This is a genomic window from Psychrobacter sp. TPE 89C (assembly GCF_055522395.1).
Map to the genome: position 1 here is coordinate 42,108 of NZ_JBVFXW010000013.1, position 23,563 is coordinate 65,670.

Below are 23,563 nucleotides of genomic sequence, written 5' to 3' on the forward strand. Positions count from 1 at the left end.
GTGCCTAGTTTGGTGAAATTTTAGCGATCAGCAGCCCTAATATTTGAATGTTCAACAGACCCTAACCTTGTATGTTGGTCGTAATAAAAGCCCGCTCAAAAAAATAACGGCGTCTTGTCATGCAAGGCGCCGTTATTCATTCAATCACTCAGAGTAAGTACTCTTAATTACTCTCAGGACAGGCTTACCATTGCTTTTAAATCACTGCCTTTAAAACATTGCTGTTCAAATTAAGCAGTTAATATGCCGCCAATGATATCAAGACCTTCTTGTAGGATTTCATCTTCGACCGTCAATGGCACCATTACGCGGATCGCATTGCCATACATACCACAAGACGCTAGTAACAGGCCTTGCTCAAAAGATTTCTGTTTCAGGTTGGCAGTTGCAGCAGCATCTGGCTTGCCTTCGCTATCAACCAAATCAAATGCTAGCATGGCACCTTTATAACGAATGTTACCAATGCTGCTTAGATTTAAGCCTTTTAAAAATTCGGCAATGGTATCGCCAATCACGACACTACGCTCAAGCAAGTTTTCTTCTTCAATCACTTCTATTACAGCCAGTGCTGCCGCCAACGCAATCGGGCTACCAGAATACGTACCACCCAAACCACCTACTTGCGGTGCATCCATAATGTCGGCACGACCAATAACTGCTGATACAGGATAGCCACCAGCCAAACTCTTAGCCGTGGTCATCAAGTCTGGTTCCACACCTAACTGCTCGCCTGCGAATAAAGTACCTGTTCTGGCAAAGCCACACTGGACTTCATCAAAAATCAATACAATGCCATGCTCATCACAAATCTCACGTAGTGCTTTGGCAAATGATGGGGTTACTTGATGGAAACCACCCTCGCCTTGAATAGGCTCAATAATCATTGCCGCTACTTCGCTTGGATCGATGTCGGCTTGGAAAATCATATCAAGGCTATGCAGTGCTTGTGCTTCTGTGATGTTTAACTCTTCAGCAGGGAACAATGCGTGGAATACAGGACCAGGCATTGGGCCAAAGTTCTTTTTGTATGGCAATACTTTACCAGTTAAGCTCATGCACATCATGGTGCGACCATGCCAGCCACCAACGAAAGAGATGATGCCTGGGCGACGGGTTTTCGCACGAGCGATCTTGATGCAGTTTTCGACGGCTTCAGCACCAGTGGTCAAAAACAATGCTTTGGTTGGACCGCTGATAGGTGCTTTTTCACACAGCTTTTCTGCAAGGTCAACGTAGCTTTCATAGCTAACAATTTGTGCAGCAGTATGCGTGAATTTGTCGACTTGCTCATGCACACGTTGGGTAATCTTTGGATGACTATGACCAGTATTTAATACCGAGATACCACCAATAAAATCAATATAACGCTTGCCTTCAACGTCCCAAATCTCTGAGTTTTTTGCTCTTTCGGCAAAGATAGGAAACGCGATACCAAGGCCGGTAGGTAAAACAGCTTTACGGCGGGCAAGTAATGCTTCGTTAGTGGTTTGGGTGTTCGTGGTCATCAGAATGTCCTTTTTTCATGTGGTGTTGGTTATATTAAATTCATTACTATCAATATTATTACTATCGATGTCATTGCAATTGGTACTAGTATTATTAGTACCATCACAATGGCTACTATTAGAATGGGTATTACATTTTATCGATCGTTATATAGTCGATTCAATATAGTGGAATGACTATATTAGCTAACGTCAGAACACCAGTACTTGGTTACTACGTAATCTTCGATGCCATATTTTGAGCCTTCACGACCAAAGCCTGACTGCTTCACACCACCAAACGGTGCTACTTCTGTAGAAATCAGACCCGTGTTATGACCGATGATTCCGTATTCTAAGCCTTCCGTCACACGCCATGAACGAGCATAATCATTACTGTAGAAATAAGCCGCTAAGCCATAGATAGTATCGTTAGCAGCACGAATAACTTCTGCTTCATCTTTGAAGGTAAAGATGGTAGCGATAGGGCCAAAAATTTCTTCAGACGCGATATCCATATCACTACTGATATCCGTAATAACGGTCGGATTGTATGCCAGCTCTGAGGCACTGTTAGTGCTACCGCCAGTGATAAGCTTTGCACCTTTATCTAATGCATCTTTGAGTAGCGCTTGTACTTTATCTAGGGCTTTTTTATTGATGAGAGGACCGATATCGACGCCTTCATCCATACCGTTACCGACGTTTAGCGCGGCGACTTTTTTGACAAATATGTCTAAAAACTCATCTTTGATACTGTCTTGGACATACACACGGTTAGCGCAAACACAAGTCTGACCAGCATTACGATATTTAGACGCGATAAGACCTGTCGCTGCTTTTTCAAGATCCGCATCATCAAAGACGATAAACGGGGCATTGCCACCTAGCTCTAACGACAGTTTTTTGATAGTTGGTGCACACTGAGCCATCAACGTACGACCCACTTCCGTAGAACCTGTAAATGACAGCTTATGAATACGTGCATCACCCGTTAGGATTTCACCAATCACCGAAGATTTTCCAGTCACTACCTGTATAACCCCTGCTGGAATACCCGCTTCTTCTGCTAATGCACCCAGTGCCAAGGCAGAAAACGGCGTTTCAGTCGCAGGCTTGATAATAATCGTACAGCCAGCTGCCAATGCAGGAGCGGCTTTACGGGTAATCATCGCTGCTGGAAAGTTCCAAGGGGTAATAGCGGCGCAAACACCAACTGGCTGCTTAAGCACGACATGACGTAGCTGTGTACTATTGGCAGGAATGACGTCGCCATAGACGCGCTTACCTTCTTCTGCAAACCAACGAATGAAGCTATTGGCATAACCAATTTCGCCGCGTGATTCAGTCAAGGGCTTACCTTGCTCAGCCGTCATGATGATAGCGAGATCTTCTTTGTTAGCATCGATGAGGTCTGCCCATTTTTGCAATAGCTCTGAACGCTCTTTTGCAGTCTTGGCTGCCCAAACAATTTGCGCTTCATGAGAATAGGCAACAGCGTCATTGACGTCTTCGGTGGTGAGGCTTGGCACTGTGCCAATGAGTTCATCATTAAAAGGGTTGGTTACATCGAGGGTCGCGGCATCGCTAGAACCATGCCAACCGTCTTTGGTTAGACACTGTTGTTTAAGCAAATCTGAATTGGATAATTTTATATTTGATGTGGGCTTTGTCATAGTAATGCTCCTTGTCGGCAAGCTCATTGCCAATTTATAACTCTTAATAAGATGACCACTTGATAGAGGAGTAAAACAGTTATTGATAAACGACTTATTGTTCAATATACTGTACAACAATTCCATATGTGAGACATCATTATAGGAATGATATGAGACACTTTGCAACCCTTATTCCTTTTTTAATTGAAATTTTTGCTATTATCCTAATTATGTTTCCCTCACTTCACTTTTTGGTTACTTTATGAGCACAACTGCCGTTCCAGCCTTGGACAAAACGTTTCAGATTTTAGATTTAATTACAGATAGCCCTCAACCATTAACTGCTGCTCATATTGCTAAGCAACTTGAGCTACCTCGTAGCTCAACCCACAATATCTTGCAAAGCCTATTAAGCAAACACGTTATTTATAAAGATGCTGATAGTCGTTTTCATCTGGGCTCATATCTAATGTACTGGGCGGGCAAGTACGAGCAGCAGCAAGGCGTCATCCAGTTATTTAAAGACCTTATTACGCAATATCCTGTGCTACTCCAACATACGGTGACGTTGTCAAAACTGGACTTGGGAGAAGTGGTATTTTTGGCCTGTCATGAGTCGCCTGCCCCGCTCGGCTTCACCTTCCGTGCGGGTGTACGTGTGCCTGCGGTTTTCTCTGCTACGGGTAAAGCCATGCTCTCAACCATGTCGATGAACACCATAAAATCATTGTATGAGGACGTATTTCCTGAGCCATTGAACCACAACTGTGTGTCTGACTTTGAGTCATTGGCAACTGAAATGACCAAGATTAATAGTAGCCGCATCTCACTGGACGATGGACAGCTACGTGATGGCATGTATTGCTTGGGCACATACATTCGTAATGCATCAGGTATTGCAATTGCTGGTATGGCGGTAAGTTTTTTGCAGGGAGAGTATGAGATTAGACGTGAGGAAGTGAGTGCGGTATTGATTGAATTGGCTGAGCAAATTGAACAGCGTTTGGGGTTAATTACTCACTCATAAAGAATAAAAGTATAGATGCAGGGTTTGGCTTACAAAACCCTGCTATCGATTTACTTTTAACGCTACTAAGCTTTCAGCGATGTCAGCTAGCTATTACTGTTATCTTCTGAGATAAGCCCCGATAAAAATGCTTGCAAATTATCATTGAGCTTTTGAATATAATAGCCACCTTCAACCAAGACAATCAATGGCTTGTTTAGCGCTTTCATCTTTTGCGCCAAGATCTTAAACCCTTCTGTACTCACGGCACATCTCGCTTCTGGGTCATTTTCATAAACATCAAAGCCCAATACATGAACGATAACATCAGGGTCAAATAGCGTCATCGCTTCAATGGACTTATCAACATACTCAAAAAATCCCACTTCATCGGTGCCATGTGGCATCGGGAAATTGATGTTGTAGCCCTCACCTTCGCCTATGCCTTTTTCAAACGCATGCCCTGTTACTGCTGGGTAGAAGTTAACGGGGTCGCCATGTACTGAAGTATAAAGCACGTCTTTACGGTCATAGAATATTTCTTGGATACCCTGTCCATGATGCATATCCGTATCGATAATAGCGATTTTTGCATATTTCTGGCGTAGATGTTCAGCGATGATGGCGGCATTATTCAGATAACAAAACCCACCTGCGGCGCTCTTACGCGCATGATGACCAGGCGGCCGTGAAAAGAAAAGCTGTATATGACAGTCGGCACGCTCGGTATCTGACTTTTCATCATTTAACAGTGCTTCGGCAGCGTTGAGCGCGGTCTGTGCCGACCAATAGATAGACGTCCAAGAATGCTCGCTGATGGGTGCACTATCATCTGCTTGATACTTCGCTGCTTTTGCCATAATACCAATACCGGGATTGTCATATGGCACAAAAACTCCTGTTTGCACCTGCGCGCCCAAGTCTTCCTCTACTGCCATCCATTCATCATAGCCATGCTTAAGAAACTCAACATAACCGAAGTCATGTACCGCTAATATTGGCCCGATACCAACATCGATAGCAGTCGTCACTTCTAGGCTTAAAGCCGCTGGCGCTTTCAAAAACTCGACCATACGCTCTGGTATTTCTAACGGCTCATGCATCTGTCCATAAGAAAAATAAGGTAACGGTCTATGCAGACTTAGGTTTTCATGGCTGTATATTTTCATGCTCAACATTCCTTGTTTGACACTACTTGGTTTTACATTATTTGTTGTGATACTGCTTTACTTAACGTTGCTTTGTTTAAGAAGTTCCAGTTCCTAGCTATTATTTTTATCATGTCTCATTGTAAATATACGGCTGCCGACGCTACTTTAAACGATCCCATCAGCTTTTAGCTTAGCGATCATCTCACTGTCATAGCCCAAATCAGCAAGCGTACTATCAGTGTGTTCGCTCAACTGCGGTGGTGGCGTACGGTAAGTGACCGGTGATGCGGACAATTTGATAGGATTGCCAAGTGCTCTGACTGGACTGCCTTGCTCGGTGAAATTAACAATCATACTCCTTGCTTGTGCTTGCGGCATAGCCAAGGCTTCAGCCACATTATGAATCGCGCCGCATGGAATACCTGCTTGATCTAAAACTTCTAGCCAATAGGTACGTGACTGCTTGGCAAAATGCTTAGTCAGATCGCTGCACAGCAGTTCGCGATTGGCAACGCGTTGTGGATTGGTCGTAAAGCGCTCATCGGTATGCCAATCAACTGCAAGCACATTGCACAGTTTGGCAAACTGACTGTCGTTACCACAGGCTAAAATAAAGTGCTGCTCGCCCTCGCCAGAAAATACTTGATACGGCACAATATTAGGATGTTGATTACCCAGTCTTGGTGGTACTTTGTCTGATGCTAAATGATTCATACCGACATTGGCCAGCATGGCGAGTGCACTATCAAGCAACGCCACATCGACATGTTGTCCAAGTCCAGTATTTTGGCGCGCCAGCAGTGCCGCTTGAATACCAATCGTTAGCTGCAAACCTGCAAACAAATCAACCACTGCCACGCCAACTTTGTGCGGTTCGCCATCACTAGGGCCTGTGATACTCATCAGCCCTGACAATCCCTGGATAATATAATCATAACCGGGGCGCGCGGCATCGGGACCAGTCTGACCAAACCCCGTCAATGATGCATAAATCAGACGCGGATTGGACTGTTTTAGACTGTCATAATCCAAGCCGTATTTTTTTAGACCGCCGACTTTAAAATTTTCGACCAAGATATCACTGTCAGCGATTAGCTGCTTAATGATGGTTTGCCCTATTGGCGTAGTGATATCTACCGTCAGCGATTTTTTATTGCGGTTAATCGTAGCGTAATAAGCGGAGGTGTTATCGCTGAATATTGGCGGTGCCCAATGACGCGTCTCATCACCGATATGAGGACGCTCGACTTTGATAACTTCGGCACCAAGGTCAGCAAGTACTTGTGTACAAGAAGGGCCCGCCAGCACTCTCGATAAATCGAGCACCTTGATACCATGCAATGCGCCCTTTGGCATATTAGCCATATCAATCATATCTGTCATGAGATTCCCTTACTCTGTCGCGTATTTTTTGATTTTTTAATCATAAAATTGTTATTCAGGATGTAATTGCCAAGCAGTTAAATCATGAAGAACAACTGAAAAACGTACACTGTTGCTAATGCTCTTTTAACAAAAAGCCAAGCAGCAACGTACGTTAGGGCGTGTCCTAAATCTGAATATTTAACTTAAATTCAGTTTAAAAGAACGCTTGAATACCTGTCTGCGCACGACCCAAAATTAGCGCGTGGATGTCATGCGTACCTTCATAAGTATTAACAGCCTCTAAGTTCATGACGTGACGGATGATATGGAACTCATCAGAGATACCGTTACCGCCATGCATATCACGAGCGATGCGAGCGATATCAAGCGCCTTGCCGCAGTTATTACGTTTAATGAGTGAGATCATCTCAGGTGCTGCATTGTCCTCATCCATCAAACGACCCACGCGTAGCGCTGCTTGTAGACCTAACGTGATTTCAGTTTGCATATTGGCAAGCTTCAACTGCACCAACTGCGTTGCGGCAAGCGGACGACCAAACTGCTTACGATCGAGCGTGTACTGACGAGCGGCTTTCCAACAGAATTCAGCCGCACCCATCGAACCCCAAGCGATACCATAACGGGCTTTGTTCAAGCAGCCAAATGGCCCTTTTAGACCACGAATATCTGGGAAAGCATTGGCTTCAGGAACGAATACTTTGTCCATGACAATCTCACCTGTGACTGATGCACGTAATGAGAACTTGCCTTCGATTTTCGGCGCAGATAATCCTTTCATGGCTTTGTCTAAAACAAAACCGCGAATCTCGCCAGCATCATCTTTGGCCCACACGACAAATACGTCAGCGATAGGACTGTTGGTGATCCACATTTTATTACCCGTCAACTCATAACCGCCATCTACAGCGCGCGCACGAGTAGACATTGATGAAGGATCTGACCCCGAGTCTGGTTCAGTCAAACCAAAGCAGCCAACATACTCACCCGAAGCAAGCTTAGGCAAATAACGCTCTCTCTGCTCTTCTGTGCCGTACGCCCAAATAGGATGCATCACTAGGCTTGACTGCACGCTCATCGCTGAACGGTAACCCGAATCTACTGCTTCCACTTCCTTGGCAATCAGACCATAGGCGACACTCGATAAGCCAGCACAGCCATAACCTTCAATTGTGACACCTAGCAGGCCCATTTCACCCATTTGACGCATGATATTACGATCGAAATTCTCATTGCGATTAGCCTCAATAATGCCAGGCATCAACTCTTTTCGAAAAAACTGACGCGCGCTGTCGGTGACCATGCGCTCTTCTTCAGTGAGCTGGTCACGTAGTAAAAAAGGATCTTCCCAATCAAAGCGTGGGCTAGTAGATGTTGCCATGTGGATCTCCTTGGTATCAGTCATCCTGACTGACGAATTGTGATTAATAGATAGGTTTAGATAATAGGTTATTGACTTAATAATTCCGCTGTGCGAAACTTAGTTTCATAATTTAAAACCATTTAAGCAAAATTTAGCCACGCTGTAAACCTTTATCCCAAAAAGACGAGTATAAAATGACAAAACCCTTATCAACAGCTACTCCGCTATTGGAACGAATGACGACCACGCTTGAGCAAAGCAAGGAAGATAATGATCGGCAGTTCGTCACGGCACTGGGCCGTGGGCTGTCTTTGCTCACAGCATTTGAACATGATGATAGGCTCACTCATCAGCAATTGTGTCAGATGACAAATCTGCCAAAGGCAACTATTACCCGCCTTATCCATACCTTAACCACGCTCGGGTTTTTACGTGTCACTGAGCACGGACAGTATCAATTGGGCAGTAGTGCTGTACGTCTCAGTGCTACCGCGTGGAGTCGCCACGATATGATGGCAGCAGCTGAACCACTATTACGGCAGTTTGCTAGTGAAAATGAAGTATCGGTGAATTTGGCTACCGAAGTCGAAGGAGAAATGCGCTATCACGCTTGTTGTCGTAGCCCTGCTCGCCTATCGGTAAATTTACAGGTTGGCTCAGCAGTTCCAGTAGCACGCACTGCGATTGGACGGGCTTTTTATACGGCAAGCTCACAAGCAAGACAGGCTGTGATTGATAGTAATTTACAAGAGCAGTTATCTACAGAGGATTATAACCATGCGCAAACTGCCCTAGCCAGCGCGGCAGAGCATTATGAAAGATACGGCTATACCGTGTCTGATGGGGAGTTTTCTACTGACATACTGGCAGTCGCGGTTGGCGTCTATGATGTTGCAACAGGACAATACGCGTATTCGCTGAATGCCAGTGTACCAAGCGCTAATTGGGAAGCGGATGACTATGCGGCGATGATAGTGACAAAATTGCAGGCATTGGCTGAGCGGATTGGTGGTGGGGTTTAGCAGTAGCTGTGTGCAAGAGTGCTCGTTTGCTGCTTCTATCAGAATGCGAACATTACCTTATTTAATTTCAGGTTTTTTGTTTCGTGTTTTTATTGTCGTACTCTCTTGAAACATTGAGACTTAAACAACCACGGGGCAATTCGTAGTGATTTACATACTATGAGATAAAATCTGGTTTAGGAACGTTAGGCATATTTTCATAACACTGAAGCAGGTTTTGCTCTGGTGTTAAGTTCTTTTTGTGACACCAATAAACTATCTTTAACCACATAGCAGCTGTAGAGTACTGACCATAGCCTAACCACGGGTGATCTTCTAAGTTAGCTACAAGCATCTTTCTACCTAACTCAATCATAGTTGCATCGTCATAAACTGGGTTTAGTTTGTTTTGACAAACTAAATACCCATACTCTCTAGGTGTTATCCTTTTTCTTTTCAGTGAAATGATTATTTGCCTATGATATTTCTCAAACTCGTCAATCCCAGCTTGATAATTTTTTGCTTGAATACATAGAGCTAAATAGTCATCTAAAGCATTGGTTCTAAACTTTCTTTTGCCATACCAATCTCCAGAGACGTAGTTGTCAGCAAAAATGACTCTGGCATGTTGCCAAGCCACTTGGCTATCTACGCCTGTATGTAACCATTTTGCAAGTGCTAAATATTTGTATAGATTATATTTGTGGAAAGTTGCACTTTCATATAAACCTTTAAAATTTTCATCCGAATCAATAGCTATTTGCATCCATTCAATGCGACTAGGTAAGATAGCCTCAGTTTCTGATTTCAAGCCGACTATCCAATCACCAATAAGCATATTAATACTACTCAAAGCCACATTACCCATCGGTCTTTCCGAGTCATATTCCGTATTGATTAAGAAATCGATCATTGCAGTTTCTCTGCGTCTTAGTGGATCAAACAACATAACAACAGCTCCTATTTATTTAATGACACTATTTTTACCTGCGCTTGCGATGAACCTTTAAAAATTACTCACTATCTTCCTCACTAATAATGAAATTAAAACGCCTTTACCCCAACTCATCAAACCTCAACCCAAACTTCAGCAGATATTTACGCAATCTATCACTATCGTTCGGGCTTTTTAGCTTATCGCGCGAACTCGCATATAGATAGCGCCCAGCTGCCGCTTGATTTTTATGATTAATACACACCTCAATCACATACGCGAGTTGCACCGCATCAAACGGATCAATAGTTGTCAATATGTCTTCATCGAGATATTTTCTTAAAATATTATGGCTACCCTGCTCGATGGTTTCACTATATAAAGTAGTATTGGGGCTATTTTTAGTTGAGTTATTGCCTATACTATTACTCAATATATTAGAGCCGTTCAAACTATCAGGCAATTCCCAAAGATGCGTTAAGCGCTCAATCTCCGCTTGTACATCATCATTGCGAATCACCTTACTTTCAGCCAGCGTGGTCAGACGAATCATACTGGCAGTCAAATCACGAAAGTTCCCCTGCCATGTTGCATCCGCACTCATCGCAAAAGCTTCATAACGCTGCCTTGCTTCTGGCGTAAATCGATACTGCTGCTGCTGCTCGCTACCCAAACGCGCTAACTCATAGTCGATATTGGCCGGTAAATCCTCTAATCGGTCTTTCAAGGATGGCAAAAAGAATGTCCATGTATTGAGACGCGCAAATAAATCTGCCCGAAACTCGCCATTCACAACCGCTTGCCGCAAGTCTTTATTGGTGCCTGCCATCAGCTGAAACGACACGCTAATCGGTGTATCACTACCAAGCGGATAAAATCGCTGCTCTTCCAGTGCAGTTAATAGCATCGCTTGCTCATCAAGCCCCAACTCACCGATTTCATCTAAGAATAATAAACCACCATCGGCTGATTTTAGTAGCCCATCTCGACTCGTCGCAGCGCCCGTAAATGCCCCTTTGACATGACCGAATAACACACTCATGGCGGTGTCACCACGCAGCGTGGCGCAGTTTACCTCGACGAACGCATCAAGCGTGTTTTTGCCTTGCGTGCTGCTAACTTTGGCTTTTTTGAGCGCGTAGATTTGGCCTGCTAATTGTGACTTGCCTGCCCCTGTTGCGCCCATCAGTAGTATGGGTGCGGTTGAGCGGGTGGCGACCTTTTCGATATCGGAGATGAGCTTTTGGTAAGCGGTATTCTGGGTGACTAGATTGGCTTGCAAGGTTTGCCAATGTTGCTGTTTTTCTGCTTCAAAACGTTCACGTAAGCCATCATATCTTGAGACATCCAAATCAATCACTTGATAGCGCCCTTGCGGATCAGCTTGGTCGGGTCTTGTGCAAGGAGAAGTCTGAATCAAATCAGCGGGAATAAATCCTGCCTCTACCAACAAGAACCAGCAAATCTGCGCCACGTGCGTACCCGTGGTCAAATGTAATAAGTAATCAGTATTGTCTTGAAAATCAAACCCTGCAGCAAAGTCATACAGCTCAGCATAAACGTCTGCAAAATCCCACGGACTGGTCAACGCTACATGATGACCAATCACTTGCGTATGCGGACTAACCTGCGCCACGTCATCGACAATGATTTTAAATAGGCGCTTATCGCGCTTGCTATATAAGATATGCAGCTCATCGACCAACAACTCATCATGTAAGCCTAGACTGACCGTCGGACGCCATCTTTGCCAACGCTTGTCATTAAAGCCATTATCTAAAGTGGTGCCGAGGAAACCGATGACGGCGGTTTTGTTGTTCGAATCACTATTCATAATATTACTTATCACTGATTATCATTAGCAAATAGTATATTACTTTCTATCTAGTTAGTTTTATTTCTATATATTTTTAGCCCATGGTTAAGTAAATTTATCTATTTGAAAAACACGTAAGAATTAAACCATTTACTATCAATTACTTACAAATAAATTTAAAATATCATAAAAACTTGGCACGCCCTTAGCACTATATAAAGTAAGCATCATCTTTCATAATAAACAAACTTTGCAACGCTAAGGAATACAACATGCAACCAACCACTCATAACATCATTCAAGACGGTGGAACGCCTATCAGACTTTGGACCAAGGGCGTCCCTGTCGATCCAAAAGCACACGACCAATTGATCAAAGCCTCAAAAATGCCGTTTGTATATAAATGGCTTGCGGTGATGCCCGATGTGCATGTCGGTATTGGCGCGACTATTGGTACCGTACTGCCAACCAAAGAAGCGATTATTCCGGCTGCCGTTGGCGTAGATATTGGCTGCGGAATGATGGCAGTACAAACCACCCTAACCGCGAACGATTTGCCAGATAGTTTGCTTGGTCTGCGTACCGAACTAGAAAAAGCGATTCCACATGGTCGTAGTAAAACGCGTGGTCGCGGATCACGCCGTGATGTTGGCGCGTGGGCGAACCCTGACGACACCGTAATGAATGGTTGGGGTACGCTGGTTGATGACTTTAACTATATAACCCAAAAGCACCCTAAGCTTAAAAACACCAACAACCTTAACCATTTGGGTACGCTGGGTACGGGGAACCATTTCGTCGAGGTATGCCTTGATGAGACCAACCAAGTTTGGATCATGCTGCACTCAGGCTCACGCGGTGTGGGTAATGCCATCGGACGCTACTTTATTGAGCTGGCACGTGAGGACATGCGCAAGTGGTTTATCAACTTGCCAGATAAAGATTTAGCCTACTTTGCCGAGGGTACAGAACATTTCGATGACTATTGGTTTGCGGTTGGTTGGGCGCAGCGCTTTGCCTTTAAAAACCGCGAAATCATGATGGAAAAAGCGATTAAAGCCCTACGCCAAATCATACCCAAGCCGTTTGATGCAGCCGTAAAAGCAGTAAACTGTCATCATAACTATGTAGAAAAGGAGCAACATTATGGCGAAGAAGTGTTTGTGACCCGCAAAGGCGCTGTCCGTGCTCGCGTTGGTGAATACGGCATCATTCCGGGGTCAATGGGTGCCAAGTCATTCATCGTGCGCGGTAAAGGTAATGAAGAATCGTTTTGCTCTTGCTCGCATGGTGCAGGTCGTATCATGTCACGTACTGAGGCCAAAAAGGTATTTACGGTCGCCGATCAAATCGCGCAGACTGCGGGCGTAGAATGCCGAAAGGATGCGGATGTGATTGATGAAATTCCAGCAGCTTATAAAAATATTGATGATGTAATGCAAGCGCAAAGTGATTTGGTAGAAGTGGTACATACACTGCGTCAGGTGGTTTGTGTTAAAGGGTGAGAAGCGTTAATAAAAGGTCTGGGAGACCTTTTTAGCTTCGCAAGAGCCAAGCTATGCTTGGCTGATATAAAACAATGTATAGTAAAGTGTAAAACTAAAATGTATATCTTCAAATTAAAGAATAAAAGGAATATAAAATGAGTAAATCTTGGCAATGTCCGTACTGCTCTCATCATTCGATAATAGATGAAGACAACATTAGTTCAGACTACTTAAACTTTGAAAATGGGAATAAGTATGGCAGATTACATTTGAGTTTTGAAACTATTACTTGCCCTAATCCAAAATGCAAAGAATTCACAGTACAAGCAAAAATACAAGAGATCAAGGCAACTCACCCATCTTATAGATTTGGAAAATTATTAAATCGTTGGAAGTTACGCCCACAATCTTCTGCAAAACCTCTACCTGATTATGTACCAAAAGCTATAAAAGAAGACTACGAAGAAGCCTGTCTAATTCTAAGCTTGAGTCCTAAAGCATCAGCAACATTAGCTCGACGATGCTTGCAAGGAATGATAAGAGATTTTTGGAATGTAAAGCCTCAGAATCTTTTTCAAGAAATTGAGTCTATAAAAGATGAAATAAATCCTGATACTTGGGAAGCTATTGATGTCGTGCGAAAAGTTGGCAATATTGGTGCTCACATGGAAAAAGACATCAACCAAATTGTTGAGGTCGATGAGAACGAAGCAAGTCTGCTAATTGGTTTGATAGAAATGCTCATAGAAGAATGGTATGTCAGCCGTTATGAGCGTAAACAGCGTTTAGCACAAATTAAGCAACTAGGACAGGATAAGGACGTCCAGCGAAAAATAAAAAGTAATCCCATTACTCCAGACTAATAGATAGCTTAAAAGAGATAACTGAGGTTAAACATTTTAACCTCTTAAGGAAAATCAAAATGAAACTCGCAGAAGCCCTACTGATCCGTAGCGATATGCAAAATAAGCTAGCTCAAATTAAGGGCCGTATCAACGCCAATATCAAAGTCCAAGAAGGCGATACGCCATCTGAGGACCCAAACGCATTGATGGTTGATGCCAGCCAAATCATCGCTGAGTTGTCCAACCTAATTGAACGTATTCACCGTACCAATGCAATTGCAAAGACGGATAACGGTCAATCGATGCTAACGCTGTTGGTAGAGCGCGATACCTTAGAGATGCGCCATAAACTATTGATCGATGCCATAGCAGCCATGCATACCGAAACGGATCGTTATAGCCATCGTGAGATTAAATACAACGTCATGGTATCCGTGGCTAGTTTACAGAAACAAGCAGACGATATTGCCATGAAACTGCGGCAAATCAATATTGTGATTCAGTCCAATAACTGGCAAATCGATTTAGCAGAATAGTTGCTTTTAAATCACTACTTTTAAATGACTACTTTTATAGTGGAATGACTATAGAACACCCTTTTGGAACCGACTGGGCGAGTGTTAAGACCCCGCACTCCACAACAGGGGGTTGAACAAATACTGCAGTGGCTACTTGGCGTTGCGGGCAAACGTCTTTTTTACTATTCATGCCCCTACTCGTCACTTGTTACACCGCACTATTTAGACCTTATCACCAGACACTGACAGTCGGTTTCAATCTTATTTTTAAAACCATTGATCATAAGCCATGTGAAAATTTTGGCTAAAACCCATCTTCCCGACGCATAATTATCATCTAAAAAGGGTGACTTTAATACCCCTAAACGAATATAGATGCGGTAAACTAAAGTGTGTGCGGTATGTGACCACAGCGCAGATTTATAAGCACTTTCACATTGAAAAACTTGATAATAACTTTTATATGAGGAAATACCCATGATGAACATGAATGATATGTTAGGCGCCGTAACTGGTGGTGATAACGATGAAAACGGCCTATCAGGCTTGATCGACAGCGCAAAAAACATCAGCAGCGAAGACATACAAAGATACCAAAGCATGTCAAAAGCTGAGCTATTAGATGAGATCAAAAACTCTGAGCACAGCGCTGCTGTTGTGGCATTTATCAAAGATCTAATAGCGAAGAAATTCAACGGCTAAACGTTGATATCTAAAGCTAAACCTTGATAAATTGATAGATTAACAGGGCCTAAAAAATATGCGTCATACCGTATTTTTTAGGCTCTTTATTTTATGGCGCGTTAAGCACGACCAAATACAATAAAAAGTGTGACACTACAACAAATCAAACCTGAGAGTGTACCAATGAGCTTTATACCTAACCATAGCGCCAGTACTGCCAGCAGCCATACTGCGAGCATCAAGCATGCGACCCTAAAAATAGATGGCAGCACTGGCGAAGGTGGCGGACAAATCATTCGTACCGCTCTCTCATTATCGATGCTGACAGGCATACCCATCGAAATGACCAATATTCGCGCTGGGCGAGCCAAACCTGGGCTAATGCGTCAACACCTGATGTGCGTACAAGCCTCGCAGCAGATATCGAACGCTAGCGTATCAGGCGCAGTGTTGGGCAGCTCATCATTTCGCTTTGTTCCTAGTGCGATTCGATCAGGTGATTACCATTTTGATATTGGTTCGGCTGGCAGTACCAGTCTCGTGCTACAAACGCTACTCCCTGCTCTACTTTTTGCCAATACAGATCAAAATACTCATTCAACAGTGAGTATAAAAGGCGGTACGCACAATCCTCTAGCGCCAACCACGGACTTTTTGCAGCAGGCATTCGTTCCTGCATTGACGAAATTAGGTATGCAAGTTGATATTGAATGCGTGCAAGCGGGCTTTGCGCCCATCGGTGGCGGCCTGATTAAGACGACCATTACACCATTCATGCGCCGTGCTGATTCCAAGCCACTACACCTAACCGAACGTGGAGCGCTGACAAATATCGTATTAGTAGCCAGTGTCCTAAATTTAGAATATGACATTGGCAAACGCGAGCTTGCCAGCGCTAAATCCGTACTGCTTGAAAGCGGAGTAGATGACGCACTTATTACTACTAGAACCAATAAGCTGGATGGTATCGGTGAAGGCAATACCTGCTATGCACAGGTTACTCATGAGTGTAGCGACCATCTGCATCACGAAATATTTACGCTACTGGGCGAAAAACGCACGTCAGCTGAGAAAATGGGTAATCGACTAGCAGGCTTGATTAAACGTTATCTCTTTAAAACCGATGCGTTGGTCAATGAATATCTTACCGATCAACTATTATTGCCAATGGCGTTATCTGGTGGTGGCGAATTTACCGCACGAATTATCAGTCAACATACTGAAACTCAAGCATGGCTGATTGAGCAGTTTTTGCCTGTTGACATTAAGTTTGAGGCGATTGATGAGCAGAAAACTTTGGTACGAGTGATTTGTTGAGAAAGTCATGGCACAATCATACCTTACTCAATTATCACTAAGCCGTGATATCATAACCGTACAATATGCGCGTTAATTATAAGTTAAGATAAATATTATTTGCTCTCGACATCATACGTATTGATGCTTGAGACAAATTATTTTTATCTGTTATATATAATTACCGCGTTTTTTAATTTCCATGTTTTATTACCGAGCCTCGCTATGCCCCAATCTCGTACCAATCTAAATCCTGAACCAAAAAGTAATTCGCCCTATTTAATCGGTGTACTGTTGCGCTATAGCACCTTTGCTGCAGCCGTTTTTCTGTTTTTAGCAGGGTTGTTATTATTGAACTGGTGGCTGATTCTCATTGGTGGATTTGGGGTAGCTTTGGGCATTTACGATGTCATTCAATCCAAGCATGCCATCTTGAATAATTACCCTATCGCAGGTCATGTCCGCTATGTATTAGAGGACTTTCGCCCAGAGATTCGTCAATATTTGCTCGAGGATGATAAAGAACAAGTACCGTTTTCGCGCCAGCAGCGTGCTTTGGTCTATCAGCGTGCTAAGAACGTCAGTGATACCAATGCGTTTGGTACGCTAGATGACCTATATGCGCATGGCAAAGAGTGGTTTTTACAATCAGCGGTCAGCCAACCTTTAGAGAATAAAGACTTTAAAATTATGGTCGGTGGTGAACGTTGTCAGCAGCCGCATGAGATGTCGGTATTCAATATCTCAGCAATGAGCTTTGGTAGCTTGTCTGCTAATGCCATCATGGCGCTCAACCAAGGTGCCAAAATAGGCGGCTTCACTCACGATACGGGCGAAGGTGCGATCAGCCCTCATCATCGCAAGTTCGGTGGCGATTTGATTTGGGAATTGGGTACGGGTTATTTCGGTTGCCGCGATGCCAATGGCAATTTTGATGCACAGTCTTTTGCAGAAAAAGCCGTCGATCCGCAAGTCAAAATGATCGAAATCAAACTATCGCAAGGCGCTAAGCCGGGTAAAGGCGGCGTGCTACCAGCGGAGAAAATCACCCAAGAGATTGCTGACACGCGTCAAGTACCACTTGGTCAAGATTGCATATCGCCCTCTTCACATACCGCTTTTAGTACCCCGCGTGAGCTCGTGGCATTTTGGCAGCAGTTACGTGAATTATCAGGTGGCAAACCTGTTGGGTTTAAGCTATGTATTGGTCAGCCTTGGCAGTTTATGGCGATTGTTAAAGCCATGATTGAAATGGATAACTATCCTGACTTTATCGTCATTGATGGTGCTGAAGGTGGTACTGGTGCCGCACCTGTCGAATTCATGGACAATGTCGGCATGCCAATGGTTGATGGATTTTTGTTGGTTCATAACACCTTAGTTGGTGCAGGTATTCGTGACAAGGTTAGACTAGGCGTGAGTGGCAAAATCGTCTCTGGCTTTGATATCGCTCGTATGATTGCTTTGGGTGCAGACTGGTGTAACTCAGCGCGCGGCTTTATGTTTGCGGTTGGTTGTATCCAGTCGCGCTCTTGTCATACCAACACTTGCCCGACCGGTGTAGCGACTCAAGATCCTTATCGCCAAAAAGCGCTTGATGTCCCAAATAAAGCCGAGCGCGTCGCAAGCTTCCACAAAAACACGCTAAAATCGCTTGCCAGTATCGTAGGCGCAGTCGGCTTGCAACATCCAAGCCAGCTACAGCCTTACCATATTGCGCGTCGTTTAGACGATGGACAGATCAAACTATTATCGAAGTTCTTTTATTTTACCGACAGAGGTGCATTACTTGATCAAAGTGCCCGTGCAGACGTGTTTAATCAGATGTGGGTGATGTCGACAGCGGATAGTTTCCTTGCCGATAATGACGCATTGATTGCGTACAATAAGGACTCGCGTGATACAGGCAAACAAACGCAAGCACCAACCTTAAAAGCAGGCGATCAAGCAAACAATAATACTACTGGTATCATGATGGGCAATGTCAATAATACCTTTCGCGACTTTCCACCTAGCAGTGAGTAAGCATTAGCGATTCATCATCGGTGAGCCATGACTACTGATATCTCTTTCCTTATGATAAAAGACCCATAATTAATGCCAAGTTTTTCTCATACTTTACCTTTATACACAGTCGCCCTGCTCTCATTTAGTATCAGCGCCTGCCAGCCAATAGATACTGCTGCCACTCATAGCGACACAGAAAACTGGTCATGTCAGTCTCAGAATGCGCCTTTTTCTTATAGTGCTTGTCGTATTAAAGCGGAAGCATTGATTGATGGCCGTTACTCATTAAAGTTGTTTTGGCAACAGTCTGAGAGTGATCAGCCTCTGCTAACATTTGATAATTTGATGTCGACATTACCAAGCAATCAAGCGCTTAGCTTTTCCATGAATGCGGGTATGTACAATAAAGACTATGCACCGATTGGCTACACCATCATTGAAGGTAAAGAAGTTCGTGCATTAAACCTCAATGAAGGCGGCGGTAATTTTCACCTGCTACCTAATGGGGTCATGTGGTGGGATAAGTCTGGGAAGGTACAGATTACAGAAAGTAATGCCTTAAATGAGTTGCTTGCAGAGGGCAAAGCACAGCCTTGGTATGCCACCCAATCAGGCCCTATGCTCGTCATCAACAACGAAATACATCCACAGTTCAAACCTGATAGCACCTCACTTAAGATTCGTAATGGTGCAGGCGTGTGTGATGATGGCACGATACAGTTCGTCAATAGCGATGAACCCGTCACGTTTTATCAATTTGCATCCCTATTTAAAGACAATTTAAGCTGCCCGAATGCACTGTTTTTAGATGGCGGGATAGCATCGGCGTTATATGCGCCTAATATTGATAAGCATGACAAAAAAGAGATGGGCGTCATGATTGGTGTGGTTGAAAATAAAGAGTAATACGCATCTATATTTCAATGTTAATATCTAACTCCTATTGCTTCTCATATTGCGTTCAATAAAAAGCACTTGAAATGACGTTGTCATCCAAGTGCTTTTTTTGTTATTGGTAATAATTAATGGTTAACAATCGCTAAAAACTAACCACCCAAGCTCATTTTAGGGCCAAACGGTTCATAATGGACACTATCGACACCATGATCTAATCCCACTAACCCATCAATCATACTTTCCATAAATGGCATTGATCCACATACATAGATATCGGCAGGCTTAGGCAATGTTTCAAGCCATGCAGCATCTAATAGCTGCCCAGACTCAAAGTAAAAGATATGCTTTTCTACGTTTTCAGCTTTTGCGAGTAAGGCCTCTACCTGAGCAGAAAAAGCATGATGTGTGGCATTTTGGCACGCATAAACCCAAACAATAGGTCGTTTCGGATTGGCCAGTACTTGCGCCTCTAACATAGACAGTACAGGTGTAACTCCAACCCCAGCACTCATCAATACCAACGGAATCTCATTCTGTTGTACCAAATCTTGATTAAGCGCGAAGTCACCAGCTGGTGCCGATAATAACACCGTGTCACCGACTTCTAATTGATCATGCATATAGTTAGAGACCAAGCCATGATGCTCATTGCGATTGTCACGTCGAACAGCGAACTGAATGCCCGTATCGGTACTGGCAGAGTACAAAGAATAATGGCGCAGCGCAATATGATCGCTGTCTGCTGGATCTGTTTTCACCGTTATATATTGGCCAGCGGTTAGCTTCAATTTACTCAGGTCAATATCTTGACTGTTTGCTGAGTCATTGTTTGCATTGTTCTCACTCTGATTGACTGGCACTACTGTAAAGGCTGCGATATCCGTAGCAGCCGCTACCTTTTCGGTGACTTTAAAAGGCGCAAAACCTTTCCACATCGCCTGCTCATACATGCCATGTTCAATCTGAATAAATACCGAAGCGATCTCATCATAGGCTTCTGTCCAAGCGGTAATGATGTCGTCAGTGGCTGCCTCTCCTAGCACTTCTTTTATCGCCCCGATCAAATGCTTGCCAACGATAGGATAATGCTCAGGCAAAATCTGTAACGCTCTATGTTTATGGCTAATCTGGGTCACTTGTGGCAATAGCGTCGCCAATTTGTCCAAATGCTTGGCAGCGGCTAATACTGTTGTAGCTAGAGCGGTCTGTTGACGTCCTAGTTTTTGATTGGTCTCATTAAAAATATCTAACAGCTCAGGATGCTCATTAAACATGTTTCTATAAAATACGGTGGTAATCGCAACGCCATGTTCTTCAAGTACAGGAACGGTTGCCGTGACGATTTCTAATGTTTTTGGTGAAGCCATGTTATTTCTCAGTGTGTGATCGAATTGATATATTAAAAAACAGGAGATAAGAATCTTTAAGTAAATATCTTAAATAAGAATACTTATAAGATTCATTTAAAATGAATGTTATCATGTTTTACTCAGCATACCAATGCCGAATTGTCATATTGCTTATTTTTAAACAAAAAAAGCAGCCATTATGTTGTCATAACGGCTGCTCTCATAAGGATTCAATCAGACTTAATAGACTTTATAAATTAGGGTAGATGTCAAAACTACCGTGCTAAGTAACCAGTCATCTCTTCCACGCCATGCAAGGTCATGGGATACATCTTGTTATCCACGAGTTTTTTGATTTCAACGATGGTTTGAGTATATTGCCAATATGTAGGATTTTCCGGATTGAGCCAAGCGACTTTATCAAAATGATCAAGTACCCGCTTCAGCCATACGATACCCGCCTCATTATTCATATACTCAACGCTACCGCCCACTGTCATCAATTCATAGGGTGACATAGACGCATCACCAACAAATATAACTCGATACTCCCGCCCATACTTATTCAGCAGCTCATAGGTTGGCATCGGTGCGCTATGACGACGATTATTGTCTTTCCACACATAGTCGTAAAGACAGTTGTGAAAATAAAAGAACTCTAAGGTTTTAAACTCATTTTTTGCCGCAGAAAATAGTTTTTCAAGCGCTTCAACATGAACATCCATACTGCCGCCTACATCAAACAACATCAGTACTTTCACACGGTTTCGGCGTTCAGCCTGCATATGTATATCGAGCACGCCTTTCTTCGCTGTACGCCTAATGGTCTCTTTGATATCAAGCTCATCAGCACTGCCAGTACGTGCAAACTGACGCAAATTACGCAGCGCCATCTGAATTTGGCGCGTACCAAGTTGACTATCGTCATCGAGATTTCGATACTTACGCTGCTCCCAGACTTTGGCCGCGCTGCGCTTACGAGATTCACCGCCGACCCGAACGCCTTCTGGGTGATCGCCATAGGCACCAAATGGTGAAGTACCACCTGTACCAACCCATTTGCTACCACCTTGATGACGTTCTTTTTGTTCTTTAAGGCGCTCCTCCAGCGCTTTCATTAGCTCCTCTAGCGAGCCATACTTTTTGAGTAGTCGACGCTGCTCTTCGGTTAGATTTTTTGGGTCTAACTTCAAGTCTAACCACTCTTTAGGCACGTCCGTCAGCTTGGCCAATAGCTCATCCAAATCTAAACTGTCGGCACCTTCAAAATAATCCGCCATTGCCCGATCAAACTTATCGAAGTGGCGCTCGTCTTTGACCATGCATAGCCGAATCAATCGATACATATCTTCGCGACTGGCAAAAGTAGTCAGTGTGGAATCTTCGGGATGCGGCTGCATCATCAGCCCCTGCTCAAGCGCAGCATTTAAATCGAGTAGTTCACGTGTACTGACTGGTACGCCGTAAGTACGCAAGGTATAAAACAGTTTGATAAACATAAGCTACGCATCACTTATTGGCTGATTGGGTTATGACTGAGCCTAGTGTTTGTAAGCTCAAACCATGATAACAAGGCAGTTAAGTCACCTTCTAATGCTGACAGGCTAGCGACGCATCATATTGGCAAAGCGCTGTAATAGGCTCACATCGGCTTCATTTTTCAATAATGCACCATATAGTGGCGGAATTGATTTTTCACCACGCAAGTTTTCTTCTAGCTCTGCTTGTGCCATATCATCAGCGAGTAACAAGGTCAACCAATCGACCAGCTCAGACGTTGATGGTGGCTTTTTAAGACCTTGAATATTACGCAGCTTATAGAAGATATCGAGCGCATCATTGACCAGTTTTTCTTGGATATCAGGAAAATGCACCTCAATGATTTGACGCATGGTTTGCTCTTCAGGGAAGTCGATATAATGGAAAAAACAGCGACGCAAAAATGCGTCTGGTAGCTCTTTTTCATTGTTTGAAGTAATAATGACCACTGGGCGCTGCGCGGCGGTGATGGTTTCGCCCGTTTCATACACATAAAACGACATTTTATCTAGCTCATGCAGCAAATCATTTGGAAACTCGATATCTGCTTTGTCAATCTCATCAATCAATAATACCGTACGCTCTTTACTGGTAAACGCATCCCATAGCTTACCTGGTTTGATATAGTTGGCAATATCATAGACCTTATCATCGCCCAACTGCGAATCCCGCAGACGCGATACGGCATCGTACTCATACAGACCTTGCTCAGCTTTAGTCGTCGATTTGACGTGCCACGTGATAAGTGGCATACCTAAACTTTCTGCAACCTCTTCTGCCAGTAGCGTCTTACCTGTACCCGGCTCACCTTTGATCAGCAGTGGCTTTTGTAGCGTCATTGCTGCATTTACCGCTAGCTGTAAATCGTCGGTAGCAATATAACTACTGGTACCGGTAAAGCTTTTCTTAGTCTTGTCAGTCGTGGTCATAATCGAGTCTCAGTTATTGTTATACATTAAGGCTGTTAGGAGCCATCAAATTATTAAAAGTAATCGATGGAAAATAAACAATCATTTAGATTAGCACAGCCTTGTTCATTGCCAAAATACTCATGCGTTCGCGATTGCTAAATTTCTTGATTAATAAATTTCTTGATTAATAAACATAGTATAACTTTCTCATTATAGGTAGAGCATCTCACATAA

Annotated in this window: 19 protein-coding genes; 9 read left to right on the top strand and 10 right to left on the bottom strand. The window is 43.6% G+C overall.

Annotated features, from left to right (window positions below):
* Window positions 1-230: 230 nt before the first annotated feature.
* Together gabT and ACZW67_RS06110 are read right to left on the bottom strand one after the other, a co-directional pair.
* A complete protein-coding gene (gene gabT / locus ACZW67_RS06105; RefSeq protein ID WP_197100077.1) occupies window positions 231-1,505 on the bottom strand; it encodes a 4-aminobutyrate--2-oxoglutarate transaminase in 1,275 nt (424 codons plus the stop codon).
* A gap of 182 nt (window positions 1,506-1,687) precedes the next feature.
* On the bottom strand, window positions 1,688-3,187 hold the full coding sequence (locus ACZW67_RS06110; RefSeq protein WP_465182557.1) for an NAD-dependent succinate-semialdehyde dehydrogenase: 1,500 nt from the start codon (window positions 3,185-3,187) through the stop codon (window positions 1,688-1,690).
* Window positions 3,188-3,404: 217 nt separating this feature from the next.
* On the opposite strand from ACZW67_RS06110, the gene ACZW67_RS06115 reads away from it, so the two are divergent.
* Entirely contained in the window at window positions 3,405-4,169 is a 765-nt protein-coding gene (locus ACZW67_RS06115) for an IclR family transcriptional regulator (protein ID WP_465182543.1), read from the top strand.
* 86 nt (window positions 4,170-4,255) lie between these two features.
* Here ACZW67_RS06115 and ACZW67_RS06120 read toward each other — a convergent pair whose 3' ends face one another.
* The 3 genes from ACZW67_RS06120 to ACZW67_RS06130 all read right to left on the bottom strand — a co-directional run bounded on the left by ACZW67_RS06120 (window position 4,256) and on the right by ACZW67_RS06130 (window position 8,063).
* Window positions 4,256-5,317 carry a histone deacetylase family protein gene (locus ACZW67_RS06120; RefSeq protein WP_465182544.1) on the bottom strand — a complete coding sequence of 354 codons (1,062 nt, stop codon included), beginning with the start codon at window positions 5,315-5,317 and terminating at the stop codon, window positions 4,256-4,258.
* Window positions 5,318-5,464: 147 nt separating this feature from the next.
* A complete protein-coding gene (locus tag ACZW67_RS06125; RefSeq protein ID WP_465182558.1) occupies window positions 5,465-6,673 on the bottom strand; it encodes a CaiB/BaiF CoA transferase family protein in 1,209 nt (402 codons plus the stop codon).
* 205 nt (window positions 6,674-6,878) lie between these two features.
* The gene (locus ACZW67_RS06130) at window positions 6,879-8,063 is read right to left on the bottom strand and encodes an acyl-CoA dehydrogenase (protein WP_465182545.1); all 1,185 of its coding nucleotides are present in this window, start codon (window positions 8,061-8,063) and stop codon (window positions 6,879-6,881) included.
* Between the two features lie 176 nt (window positions 8,064-8,239).
* On the opposite strand from ACZW67_RS06130, the gene ACZW67_RS06135 reads away from it, so the two are divergent.
* The gene (locus ACZW67_RS06135) at window positions 8,240-9,067 is read left to right on the top strand and encodes an IclR family transcriptional regulator (protein ID WP_465182546.1); all 828 of its coding nucleotides are present in this window, start codon (window positions 8,240-8,242) and stop codon (window positions 9,065-9,067) included.
* A gap of 157 nt (window positions 9,068-9,224) precedes the next feature.
* Here ACZW67_RS06135 and ACZW67_RS06140 read toward each other — a convergent pair whose 3' ends face one another.
* The gene (locus ACZW67_RS06140; protein ID WP_465182547.1) at window positions 9,225-9,995 is read right to left on the bottom strand and encodes a hypothetical protein; all 771 of its coding nucleotides are present in this window, start codon (window positions 9,993-9,995) and stop codon (window positions 9,225-9,227) included.
* A gap of 106 nt (window positions 9,996-10,101) precedes the next feature.
* On the bottom strand, window positions 10,102-11,814 hold the full coding sequence (rtcR, locus tag ACZW67_RS06145; protein WP_465182548.1) for an RNA repair transcriptional activator RtcR: 1,713 nt from the start codon (window positions 11,812-11,814) through the stop codon (window positions 10,102-10,104).
* A 254-nt stretch (window positions 11,815-12,068) separates the two neighbouring features.
* On the opposite strand from rtcR, the gene ACZW67_RS06150 reads away from it, so the two are divergent.
* The 7 genes from ACZW67_RS06150 (at window position 12,069) to ACZW67_RS06180 (ending at window position 19,539) form a co-directional block, all read left to right on the top strand.
* Entirely contained in the window at window positions 12,069-13,301 is a 1,233-nt protein-coding gene (locus ACZW67_RS06150) for an RtcB family protein (protein WP_197131194.1), read from the top strand.
* 137 nt (window positions 13,302-13,438) lie between these two features.
* Window positions 13,439-14,146 carry a DUF4145 domain-containing protein gene (locus ACZW67_RS06155; RefSeq protein ID WP_465182549.1) on the top strand — a complete coding sequence of 236 codons (708 nt, stop codon included), beginning with the start codon at window positions 13,439-13,441 and terminating at the stop codon, window positions 14,144-14,146.
* A gap of 59 nt (window positions 14,147-14,205) precedes the next feature.
* Window positions 14,206-14,664 carry a DIP1984 family protein gene (locus ACZW67_RS06160; RefSeq protein WP_465182550.1) on the top strand — a complete coding sequence of 153 codons (459 nt, stop codon included), beginning with the start codon at window positions 14,206-14,208 and terminating at the stop codon, window positions 14,662-14,664.
* A 459-nt stretch (window positions 14,665-15,123) separates the two neighbouring features.
* On the top strand, window positions 15,124-15,348 hold the full coding sequence (locus ACZW67_RS06165) for a hypothetical protein (RefSeq protein ID WP_110922718.1): 225 nt from the start codon (window positions 15,124-15,126) through the stop codon (window positions 15,346-15,348).
* A 165-nt stretch (window positions 15,349-15,513) separates the two neighbouring features.
* A complete protein-coding gene (gene rtcA, locus ACZW67_RS06170) occupies window positions 15,514-16,647 on the top strand; it encodes an RNA 3'-terminal phosphate cyclase (protein WP_465182551.1) in 1,134 nt (377 codons plus the stop codon).
* A 204-nt stretch (window positions 16,648-16,851) separates the two neighbouring features.
* The gene (locus ACZW67_RS06175) at window positions 16,852-18,651 is read left to right on the top strand and encodes an FMN-binding glutamate synthase family protein (RefSeq protein ID WP_465182552.1); all 1,800 of its coding nucleotides are present in this window, start codon (window positions 16,852-16,854) and stop codon (window positions 18,649-18,651) included.
* Between the two features lie 72 nt (window positions 18,652-18,723).
* Window positions 18,724-19,539 (top strand): phosphodiester glycosidase family protein, encoded by an 816-nt coding sequence (locus ACZW67_RS06180; protein WP_465182553.1) that lies wholly within the window; start codon window positions 18,724-18,726, stop codon window positions 19,537-19,539.
* 140 nt (window positions 19,540-19,679) lie between these two features.
* Here the strand turns inward: ACZW67_RS06180 and ACZW67_RS06185 are convergent, their stop codons facing one another.
* From ACZW67_RS06185 to ACZW67_RS06195, 3 genes are all read right to left on the bottom strand, one after another.
* Window positions 19,680-20,897, bottom strand: coding sequence for a globin domain-containing protein (locus ACZW67_RS06185; protein ID WP_465182554.1), 1,218 nt, complete (start codon window positions 20,895-20,897; stop codon window positions 19,680-19,682).
* A 257-nt stretch (window positions 20,898-21,154) separates the two neighbouring features.
* Window positions 21,155-22,378: a vWA domain-containing protein gene (locus tag ACZW67_RS06190; RefSeq protein ID WP_465182555.1), complete on the bottom strand. Its 1,224-nt coding sequence runs from the start codon at window positions 22,376-22,378 to the stop codon at window positions 21,155-21,157.
* 105 nt (window positions 22,379-22,483) lie between these two features.
* Complete coding sequence (locus tag ACZW67_RS06195; RefSeq protein WP_465182556.1) at window positions 22,484-23,347, bottom strand: AAA family ATPase; 864 nt, start codon at window positions 23,345-23,347, stop codon at window positions 22,484-22,486.
* Window positions 23,348-23,563 lie beyond the last annotated feature (216 nt).